The organism is Bacteroides sp. AF25-38AC (assembly GCF_003602995.1).
Taxonomy (GTDB): Bacteria; Bacteroidota; Bacteroidia; order Bacteroidales; family Bacteroidaceae; genus Bacteroides; species Bacteroides uniformis.
In genome coordinates, this window is record NZ_QTMD01000014.1 from 115,143 (window position 1) to 126,432 (window position 11,290).

Annotated in this window: 10 protein-coding genes; all 10 read left to right on the top strand. The window is 43.4% G+C overall.

The features are described 5' to 3' along the window. Positions 1-4: 4 nt before the first annotated feature. The 10 genes from DWY55_RS11480 to DWY55_RS11525 all read left to right on the top strand — a co-directional run bounded on the left by DWY55_RS11480 (position 5) and on the right by DWY55_RS11525 (position 11,224). Entirely contained in the window at positions 5-883 is an 879-nt protein-coding gene (locus tag DWY55_RS11480; protein ID WP_117795277.1) for a TssN family type VI secretion system protein, read from the top strand. Between the two features lie 3 nt (positions 884-886). After that, a complete protein-coding gene (locus DWY55_RS11485; protein WP_117795275.1) occupies positions 887-2,035 on the top strand; it encodes a hypothetical protein in 1,149 nt (382 codons plus the stop codon). Between the two features lie 20 nt (positions 2,036-2,055). Next, complete coding sequence (locus DWY55_RS11490) at positions 2,056-2,553, top strand: type VI secretion system TssO (RefSeq protein ID WP_007761341.1); 498 nt, start codon at positions 2,056-2,058, stop codon at positions 2,551-2,553. Then, the gene (tssO, locus tag DWY55_RS11495) at positions 2,550-2,996 is read left to right on the top strand and encodes a type VI secretion system TssO (RefSeq protein ID WP_007761343.1); all 447 of its coding nucleotides are present in this window, start codon (positions 2,550-2,552) and stop codon (positions 2,994-2,996) included. The genes DWY55_RS11490 and tssO overlap by 4 nt, the downstream gene beginning before the upstream one ends. 10 nt (positions 2,997-3,006) lie before the next feature. Further along, complete coding sequence (locus DWY55_RS11500) at positions 3,007-3,948, top strand: PKD domain-containing protein (protein ID WP_117795273.1); 942 nt, start codon at positions 3,007-3,009, stop codon at positions 3,946-3,948. After that, a complete protein-coding gene (gene tssR, locus DWY55_RS11505; RefSeq protein WP_117795271.1) occupies positions 3,945-6,293 on the top strand; it encodes a type VI secretion system protein TssR domain-containing protein in 2,349 nt (782 codons plus the stop codon). The genes DWY55_RS11500 and tssR overlap by 4 nt, the downstream gene beginning before the upstream one ends. A gap of 4 nt (positions 6,294-6,297) precedes the next feature. Beyond that, complete coding sequence (locus DWY55_RS11510) at positions 6,298-7,101, top strand: DUF5457 domain-containing protein (protein WP_117795270.1); 804 nt, start codon at positions 6,298-6,300, stop codon at positions 7,099-7,101. A 512-nt stretch (positions 7,102-7,613) separates the two neighbouring features. Next, positions 7,614-8,009: a type VI secretion system tube protein TssD gene (gene tssD / locus DWY55_RS11515; protein ID WP_117795268.1), complete on the top strand. Its 396-nt coding sequence runs from the start codon at positions 7,614-7,616 to the stop codon at positions 8,007-8,009. Positions 8,010-8,120: 111 nt separating this feature from the next. Beyond that, a complete protein-coding gene (locus DWY55_RS11520) occupies positions 8,121-9,878 on the top strand; it encodes a type VI secretion system Vgr family protein (RefSeq protein ID WP_117795266.1) in 1,758 nt (585 codons plus the stop codon). Further along, the gene (locus tag DWY55_RS11525; protein WP_117795264.1) at positions 9,875-11,224 is read left to right on the top strand and encodes a hypothetical protein; all 1,350 of its coding nucleotides are present in this window, start codon (positions 9,875-9,877) and stop codon (positions 11,222-11,224) included. The genes DWY55_RS11520 and DWY55_RS11525 overlap by 4 nt, the downstream gene beginning before the upstream one ends. The last annotated feature ends 66 nt before the right edge of the window (positions 11,225-11,290 follow it).

Sequence of the window (11,290 nt, forward strand, 5' to 3'; positions counted from 1 at the left end):
TAATATGAAGATATTGCTATATTTCTTTGCACGTTATTTATTGGCTCCATTATTTGTAGCCGTGATGATATTTATCTTGACCGGAATAAAAACGATCAAGAGCAAACTTAGCCTGAAGAAATTAATCATATTCATTCTTCTGGCTTCCATTGCCGTCGCTTTACCCAGCCTGTTCGGTTTCCTAAAAAATGAATACGTCTGGGGAGGCTTGACATTCACGGTACTGTCCTATATTCTCCTTGGAGCATTGTTCTGCAAACTGTCAACCTCCGATTTGTTCGGAGCAATCGGTATTGGCAGTTCCCGAACAGCGGTCATTCTCACTCTAACCACGATATGCGCTTTAGGCGGATGGTGCTACTATCTACTGTTTGAACTGATAAGCAAGCTGCCTTATTCGCTATGGAACACAACAAATATCCTGTGGTTTGCAATCCCGTATCTGATTATGTACAGCAGAACCCTGTTCCTGGACATCCCGCATCCGATATACACCCCATGGGAATTGAGCTATGGAACCTTTGACCGGAAATATTGGGACAACATAGACAACTTCGGTTTCCGAACGGTCAAAGTCAAGATTAAACGGAATATAAAAGACCCGACATACGCTTCGCTGGTTGTCCGACTGCCCAATGAAATATCTCTTGGAAACTGGTTCAATTGGGTTATCGAAGACCAAAACAGGCGTTTCCCCCAAAACAAGATTGAAACAGAAAAGGAAGATATGCAAATCGGATGGATGTTCTATACCTCAAAATGGTTTAACTTCCCATTGCTCATAAGAATACTTGACCCCACTCTGACCAGTGAGGGCAATAAGATTAAGAATAACCAAACGATATATATCCGGCGAGTACAAGTAGAAACAAAAACATCATAATATATGAAAACACTAACATATTTGCCTGTAAACTGGGTCAATGGTCTGAAGCTGACCAGCAAGCATTTCTTTGCAAACCAGTATAGCCAAACGGAAGCTCTCAACCGCGAAGCAGGAAGGAGCCTGACCAATTATAACTATGGCCTTGGAGAGGTTCTTGAAGGGATAGGTGACAATCTTGAAATTGAGATTTCAGGTGATACCATGTCCACTCTATGTGTCCGCCTGAAAAGTTGTAACGCAATCACCAAAGGCGGTCTGCCCATCGTTTATTACGACGGTTTATACGGGGATGAGAAACCCAGTGCAACCATTTCAGAATCCGGCCTGCAAGCCGAAGACAGCGAGTATATGGTACTAATATCCGTAGATCCATATCACTTGATACCTGTCGGTGAACCGGACCCGGAAGAGGTGCCTTTGCATCACCCGTATGTCTTGCCGAGCATAAAACTCCATATCGTCCCCAAGAACCAAGTCAACAAATCGTTCTACAGCCAGAATTTTTTGCTGGTGGCAGAGGTATGCAGACAAGGGAATACCTATAAAATCAATCATCAATATATTCCACCTGTACAACATTCCGCTTGCCACGATGGGATTAAAACATTCATTTCCCAATTGGCACGTACCCTACAGTCGATAAAAGAAGACGTGAAACTCATTTACAGCAGGAATGTTGCCGACAAGCGTAGAGATACGCTTGCCAACAACACATTTGAGCTGTGTAAGGCTTTCTCTGCCTTTTACAACTCAAGAATCTTCTTTATTGAGCAAATAGCCTTAGAGCAACCGCCGATATATCTTGTGCAGGCCGTGAATGAACTTGCAAACGGTCTGAACTCCGCTCTTCAAAGTCTTTCCGAAACGGAAAGAGAACAATTGCTCCAATACTTCTATGAGTGGACCAATGTCACACCCTCTGAATTTATCACGAAGATAGAGAGCGTAACCAAACTTGTGTATGACCATACCAATATAAACCAATCATTGCAGACGGCAGGGGCACTTGTGACACTGCTCAGCAATATGTTCCACAAAATGAGTGAACTGGAATACATCGGAATGGTTCGTGAGAATATTATAGTAGGAGACGAAAGTCACGAAACAATAGAAGCTCAGAAGAAACGGTCATGGTCGTTTATAGGTTGAGCGATTAAATCATAGCAAGTATGGAAGCAGAAAACAAAAAAGCTCGTTTGAAAGCGAAACTCCGATTTACTTTGGTATTCGCTATCGCACTGATTGTTACCACAACCGGAGGTGTCGTAACGATTGTGACTGCACAAAAGGGAATATCCCTTCTTGAAAGCAAGAAGGCCGAATATGACAATGTGTTCAAGAAACAGGCAGAACTTAACTTCCAGATAGAAGAATTGTTCCGGGACCTGAACAATCTGAAGACCAAACGGCGAAATTCGAGTGAACACAAGCATATGCAAAAACTGATAACCAAAAAACGGTTATTGATGGAAAATGACATTGCGATGCAGGCCGATAAAAGCAAGTACGAAGTGTATAAAGCCATGCTTGAACAGATTCGTGTCATCCAGTCATCCATGGATGACCTTGACCGCGAAAGCAAACAGCGTGAAAGCAACATGGAGCAACTTGAAAAGTGTAGAATCAAATATCAGGAATTAACCAAGAATAAACTGACGAAGCCATGACAAAAGACGAAGTGCTATGGGGAAATATCCGTTTTCTCCTGCTGCTGATTTTCTCAGTAGCCGCAATTTATATCATACTTTGCCGGTATATACTCGACGTACCGACAGAGGACAGTTCGGAACTGATAAACGACATCAACCATTCCGAGCGCATTTTTGAAATCCAGCATACACATATGCAGCAGGCGCAGAACATCTGGAATGAAATCGACTCTTTGGACTTCAACATCCATCAGGTACAAAAGATGGACGAAGTGAAGGATGGGATTTACCAATTGCAGCATATATACAAGGAAAACAATATGAATACGAAATTCCTTTTCGGCGTGTTGTCCTCCAGAGTGCTTAAATGCCAATTCGACATCAAAGAGGAATTGAACAGTCTGGTACACAACAACGCACTGATTGAACGGGATTTGGAAGAATGTAAAGCCAATTTATAAAACATTCGCGATGGATAATAAGAAAACTATAACAATCATCATATTGGGACTGGTTGCCATGGCAGGTATCCTTTTGTTCTTGTTCCTGCCTTCGAAGTCGCACCTTGCCAATATTGACTTTTATGTGTATGACACCAATGATAATTTTCATTATGAGGTCAATGAGCGGTTGGAGCTGTTAGTCAACGATACGGCAGCAATTAAAGGCAAGCGGCTCACTTGGGAAATGGGAAACGGCGATACACTGATGAGAAATACGGATGTGTCATACACTTATCGTAAGGCCGGAAAATATCTTATTACTTTGAAAATAGACGGAAAACACTCCGTAAACAAGTATATCAAGGTTATCTCAGGACTGGAGCATGAGGCCATTGATTCCATACCCCGTATAAATGGAGTGTCAGAGGGTTATCAAGGCGAAGAGCTGGTCTTTTCGGCAGAAGGCTATGGCATGGACACATGGCTATGGGAATTTGGCGAAAGCGGTACTGTGGACGCATACGAACAGCAAGTCGTATATTCGTATGATATTCCGGGAGAATACACCATCTCATTACAAACCAATACGACGAAATATCCGGTGAAGCACCGTATAACCATTCTCCCACGCTTTGAAAAAGCAGAGGAACTGGTCACGGTAGATTCGTTGGCACTGGTACAGAATGATATTAAAAAACACCTGCAAGCCATAGCTGACGCCAAAGTCTCACAAAAGTCGGTCTATTACGAACATACAAATTATATCCGTAAAAAATATTTTTGCATTGATGCAGACCAGGTAGTGGTCATCATCAATGATGAAAAATACAATGACTTCAACGGCTATTGCCAAGGACTGCATTTTCTTGAGAGCAACAGGAAAAAGCGTGTGAGTATTGATGATGTGAAGATTGACGATTTGAATTGCGTCAAGTCCATCCATGTGACACAAAGTTATATTGAAAAATGAAACAACTGAATCTCATACGAAATCTGTTTTCTGTGGCCGTGATGATGACTCTTGCGTGCAACGTATCTGCCCAAGTGTCCATCCGCGACAGGATACAAATAATGGATAGGGATATATTCAATTATCCGGAATCAACGGAAGCACCTGTCAAAACAAAGAAAAGCAAGACAAACAGAATTGTCTATTCGGACAGGGCCGGAAATCAAAGTTATGAAGACCCGTATTTCCAGCGTAAGCGGTCTTCACACGGGATTGGTACACCCTATTACATAGTAGGTGAAAAGAACGGAACCTACAAACTCGTTCAGGCCGACCCTGACATTACAGGCAAGCCCAAGTCGATTATAGGTTTCCTGTATAACAGCAAGAGGCACTTTAAAGAACCCCGTAAAGTCAATTATGCCGGATGGATACCATCGGAAAATATACTGATGTACGACCATGCCTATATCAATCCCCGCAACAACCAGCCGATAAGGTACCGTATAGGCATAAACAGCATTAACAAGCTGTTCGATATCCATCAATTCTTCAATGGAGATACCCTGAAAATATACGGAGAGCCGTTTCTGAAAACAACAACGGATGCGGTAGTTGTCAGCGGAGAGGTTGTTTACCTATACAAGTTGGACAAGAGCGGCAAATCCGCATTGATTTCCAATGCTCCCGCATTATCAGACAGTACCAAACGCTTTTTAGGCTGGATTCCCGCTGACCTTCTTGCAGAAGTCGGCCAGAATGAAGTGTATCATATTGATTATTCACGATACCGTGATTCTTTGTTATGTACCGTCAACCTGATGTATCCCGATACGTTGGCACTACATAATGCGAATATTCAGGGTACGATATTGTTCAACTTGGATGGAAACCCGGCAGGGCCTATAACGGATGGGAATATCCGGCTGAACTATCCTCTATCCGTCTGGGACAAGAACTGGAATAAGATTATCAATATCAAAGGCGGAGACATCATGGTTTCCGATGTCCGAAAGATGGAAGCGGAAAACAAAAACGTGAACATACATGTGCTGTTCAATGATACCGACCTGCCTTATCTATCCCCATATATCAATGTGCTACAGAACCTAAAGCTGAAAATGAAGCCCGGATATGACTACACATTCTCGGCAACTTGCATATCCTCCAATGGAGTAAACAGACATCTGGCTCCCACCAAGGACTTTTCAGCCTGGCTCGACTATATCAAACGATCCATTTCTTCCAAGCGAAAGAACGAGCAAGAGGAACAATCATCGTTTTACGGTTTTGGCGGGGCTATCAAACAAATCTCCTGCTATGATAACGAAAGCCGTTTCAGCAACAATGTATTCATCATTTTAGGGTCAAAGCAAACTTTATCCTTGCACGAGCAACAACTCTCGTGGCTGGCAACCCAACCGGCAAGGCTTCTGTTTGCCCAGATAGACAGAGCGTCAGGCACTGCGTATCAGGACTTCCTATTGCAGGCCAAATCCATTCTGGACAGCCATTCTACGAAATACATAGACCATATATCCAATTATATCGCAGACAACAGACTGGTAAAGACGGAACTGTTCAAGAACATAGAAGCTACGGATGCCAACTTATATCTGTATGATGCCCCATACAACAGCCTTACGGTAGGAGGAATCTTATTCCCTAAAGGTCGAAACAGGCTGGAAAGCAACGCTTTGGAAACAGCCTTGGATTCCGTGTTGCGGCAATCTTTCGAGACGGACAGCCTACTGTTGCACTCGCTTAAAGATTATGAGCGAAATATAGGTGTCCTAAGAAGCCGTCCCACATCCGAATTGACGCATATATTCTATCATACGGAAAATCCTGACAGCACGAGCCTTGACGATATAGATAGAAACAGCGTGAATGACACCTACTATATAAAGGTCTCCGTAGCGGACAGTATAATGAACGGATACGAATATGGGTATCTACTCGATGACAGGGAAGTGATGGGACTGCTGCAAAGCTACAGGGGACTGCTCCCGGAGTTTTCAGATAACATAGGGAAAAAGGAGTTAAGAGTGCTTCGCAAGCAATTCAAGCGGCAAAAGAAAAGCATAAACAGAAGTTTCTATCGAAAAGTATTGCCCAGAAATCCATATCTGGCTCAAATCTTCTATTATAAGACGGGAGTCATGGCCAATGACAGCCTTTTAAATTCAACAAAGGTGAAGAAACTGAAGAAAAGAAAGGTTGAGCTGACAGACTTTAACAGTGGCTATACAGCCCTGATTTCAAAGATGAAGAGACTGGAAGATATGTATCAACGCAACCTTTTCAGGCCCGTATTCATAGCCGGCAAGAAATATTATTTTATTCCGAAACAATTAATACTGTAAATAAATGGAACCAACAAGAGAACAACTACAGGCAGAGATACTTGAAATCTTGTATCAGAAGTGCCTCCAGAAACCAATATGGGTATCTTGTGCAGAGATATTTTGGAGCATCAGCAACCTCAAGGTATCAGAACGGAGTGTCAAGGACGTTCTTGACTGGCTGGTAAAAAACGACCTTGTCATTTATCAAGCAGATAAATACCAGATTGCCAAGCGCGAATTTATGGATATATCAAGACGCAAGGCCCTTGAGAAAAAAGAGACCGAAGAAAATGCCGAAGTCCGGACTGTGGAATATGGAACATCCATACCACCTCACACGATGAACCATCATCCATGGCTTGAACGAGAGTACCAACAACCTGTTGCGAAACCGTCAAACACAATGTTTGCCATCATAGCGTTAATAGCCTTTCTGATTAGCGGTACACTCGTCGGCATACTCCTGTTCAACAGCTTCGCAACAGAGCGGCGCAATAATGCAGAACTGACATACCTTCCGGACAGCATACAGGTTCCGTCGTTACAGGTAAGCACACCCGGATATATCCGCGACGCATATACGACCAACCGTAACTTCAAGAACATCCAAACTTCGCTGGAGACACAGCAACGGATTAATGCTGAACTTATGGATATCTGCAAGGTACAACAATCCCAGATTAATATACTGACAACTTGCTCCAAACAACAAGCGGCGGACATCGAACATTTGGAAAAGGAACGGAAGATATACACATGGATGATTGCCCTTGCACTCCTGGTATTAAGTTCATTGCTTATCTGCCGATATGGGCGCAAGAATTAGGATATACGCAAAGATTCAGACTACATAGTCAATCTGCCAACGGTATCTGCCACTTTCATGCGGTGGATACCGTTTTTTCTGTATTCCGGCAGCAATTTTCGTTCCGACGGGTTCGTCCGTCCCTGATGAAACGTCTTCTGAAAGTACCATTACAATACTGGCAATCAATCCAATAGAGACACATCATCAACGGGGTACATTCCTAAGTATATAGGACAGTGGCTTTATACACGAATATTAGTTTAAAACGTGTTAAAATGAAAACAACAGCAAAAAAAACGCGCTAAAAAATTTGGAGAAATGAAGATAAGCACTTATATTTGCTCACATCAAAGATGATGTTTTATTTTCTTCTCTTTTTCCCACAATAAAACTGAGTCATCCGGAGGCTGAGAGGAAATTTCAAAAAATCGTTTTTGAGGTTTTCTCTTTTTTGCATCTATACCGGTTAGGGCGCAAGGACGGAGAGACCGCAGTAAAAATTAAGTTTAACTCATTAAATCCAACGAATTATGGCATTTAGAGCATCATTAGAACTTAACAACAAGGAATTTGACGTCCTTTATTCAAACTATGAGTTCAGTCGTAACACGGACTCTAAAGGTATGCCCTCTTCAAGCGTATTGGGCGGTAGAGTAAAAGTAACTATCGAATCAACAGAAGACACTTCTGTTATCGAGGCAATGCTGAACAGTGCTTTCAAACCCGTAGAAGGTAAGATTACCTATAAGAAAACGGAGGAGGACGCCAAGATGAAGGAAATCCAGTTCAAGAACGCATACATCGTTCACTACTCGGAAACTCTGGACGCGAACAACGATGTGCCTATGACAATCACCATCACGTTCTCCGCTGAAGAAATCACTGTCGGCAGCGCAGCTCTTGACAACCGTTGGCCGAAGAAATAAATCGGCGTACATAGGTAAATCCTAAAATCAAAACATTTGTCAGGCCGTCCGACGGACTTCCGCCGGGCGGCTTTGGCAATTTGGATATAAACCGTCAAATATAATGCCGCCATGCTGGAACAAAAAAAAGTCACATTGGAAATAGCCGGCATCCCCATGCCGTCGTTTGTACAACTGATGCTCAAACAGAGCATTAATGAGCACCACTATTTTGAGATAACGCTGGATATCCAGGCCGTAGAAATTTATGGTGTGGAAATACCGAATGTGTCAAAGGACTGGATTGGGAAAAAAGTAATCATGGACTTCGGCGGCACTATTTTCATCGGCATCGCCACCATGGTAGGACTTCATCGTGCCGGTGGGACACACGGAAATATAAAAGTGACGGGATATTCGTCAACATTCCTACTGGAGTCGGACCAGACTTGTGCCTCATGGTGCAACAAGTCCTTGTCTGACATCGTTAAGGAACTTACAGATAAGGCAGGAGTGCAAGCTCTTGTCGATCCGGAAACGAAATCGAAGCTGGAATACGAATGCCAGTACGAGGAAACCAACTTCAGATTCATACAACGGCTTGCCCGCCAATATCAGGAATGGCTCTATTACGATGGACAGAACCTTGTTTTCGGGAAGCCACAGCCCGGCTCAACGACCAAGCTGATATACGGCGAGGAACTATCCGTGCTCGATGTCTGCTCGCAGGCACTTGCCCGACCAATAAAGGGAAGTTCTTACCATTCGGTGAACGACCAGACCTATAACGGCCAGTCCCCTGATGCCGCAGCCGGACAGAACACATTGGGACAAGCGGCCTTTGACTCGTCATTGGCACTGTTTACCGCTCCCGCCGTACAACGTTCGGAACCACGCATCACCAACAAGGGTGAGCTTGACGCCTACTTCCAGCGCAAGCAGCAAGGCGACACCGCCGCATCCTGTTTTGTCACCGGAGAGAGCGACTGCTATACCCTCACGGTGGGCAGTATCATAGATGTCCACACCGCTATTCATTCCGGAATCAAAATATTCGTCAAGAACAGTATCGGCACCTATATCATCACAGAAATAACCCACGTAGCCGGCATGGGTGACAGTTACCAGAACTATTTCACCGCACTTCCGTCCTCTATTCCCACCCTTCCATGCCCGGATGTGCCTCTGCCTGTCGCGCATACACAGCAAGCCGTGGTTGTCAGCAACGAGGACCCGAAAAAGTTAGGTCGTGTCCAAGTCAAGATGAACTGGCAGACCGGTCCGATGCAAACCTCGTGGATACGGGTACTCACTCCTGACGCAGGTACAAGCGACAAGGTGCCCACAAACAGAGGATTTGTATTCATACCCGAAAAGGGAGACCAAGTCATGGTGGCATTCAGATATGACGACCCGAACCGTCCGTTTGTTCTTGGCAGCTTATTCCATGGAAAGTCAGGTACCGGTGGCGGCAGTTCAAACAAAACAAAAAGCCTGACTACCCGCAGCGGTTGTACCATAACGCTTGATGATGAAAAAGGAAGCGTTACCGTTGCAGATCCAACCGGAAGCACAATCATCTTGAACGGTGACAATACCATCACCATTGATGCTAAGGACAAAATAACTATCCATTCCAAAGAATTGGAGATACTTGCTGACGAAAAGATAAGAATTGAAGCCGATTCAGAGGTTGAGGTACTTGGTAAGACCTCCACTTTTGAAGGTAAGTCCGAGGCAAAAATAAAAAGTGATGCGTCCATTAAGGAAGAGGCAGCTACAATCGACATAAAAGCATCTGCAACACTGAAAGCAACGGGAGCAACTGTTGATGTGGATGGTTCTGCGATGACAAATATAAAAGGCGGTTTACTTAATTTTAATCCATGATAAATAACGAACATAATCCGATAGCCATAAGAATTAGTAATATACAAGACTTATGGATTGAAAATCGGGAGAAATTTCCCGATGCAAAGATTTATTGTCTCGTTTGCGAACCAACCGATTATCAAATTGTAGAAGGATTCATACGGCTTGAAGCCTCCGAACATGGTTGTACATCGGATATAATCGTCGGTTTCAAGGCCGACTATAATGATAAAACAGACTTTTATAAGTTCTTGATAAAAACGTGGATAGATTCGTTTTCCATGGATGTAGAGAAAAATCCCGATTGGGATTGGGCGGATTTTTCTTCATTCAAGTCAGAATTGACCTCTGTCAGTTCTCTAAGTGCAGATAAACTACGAGACTTGTATATTCGTCTTGTTACAAGTTTCAAGAAATTCGTCGGAGACAACAATCTACTCGGCATAACCCTCTTCATATCCCGCATTGGCGATGTGGAAGCTCTGAATGAAGTAATAAAGGAAATAGCCGAGCGACTGCCCGCAGGGGTTGCGCTTATTCTGATTGACTATAAAAAGCGAGAGGTCTATGATATCCTGCTGTCTGAAATGAAAGGCAGGATATGCCTAATAGACATCCCAAATCAGAATATGGCCGGCGCATACAAAGAAATTGCGACCCAAGGTAATCCACAAGACCCGAACGTAAAATATCGGAAATGTCTGTTCGAACTTGGGGAAGCTGCATCGAAAGGTAACAAGGATGAAGCAAAGAAGTTGGGGTATGAACTGATAAGGCTAAGCCGTGAAATTGGCGGAACGGCATTTATGGCTTCGTCCTACCTTATGTTTGGGGGATTCATGGTAAGGTTTCATCGTGAAGCCGGGTTCTGCCATGATTTGTTTGACAAAGGAATAGCTTTGGTCCTTCCCAAATATCATGATGAACAGGATTGCGCACAAATCCTGTTACAACTCTATAATTACAAAGGAACTGTACACAGTTACAATAAAGATATAACAGGAGCCATCAAACAGTTTATGACAGCCGTTAAGATAGCCAAAGAGGTCGATATGAAAACCGAGGTTGTAAATGAATACAACTATGCGCTACTTATGGCATTGAAAAAAGACAGGCTTACATACGAACCGATCTTAAATGAGGCATTTGAGTATGGATACTCTTTTTCTGACGAAGACTTAAAGATTATCAATCTCTCATTTATTGCCTCTACCTATCTTGACAAAACATACAGCCTTGATTCGTCAAAAAGAGACGAAATCTCAAAACGTATGTCTGACTTATATGGCGAGGACTGGCAGCTTTCCACAAAGGAACTGGCAGCCAAACTCGATGCGGAATACTCACTGAGAAACCAAAAATAGTCTGATTATGTTACTCGCGGACAGTCATATCACTATGGTAGTCGGGGTTGACGTCCATGTGACGAC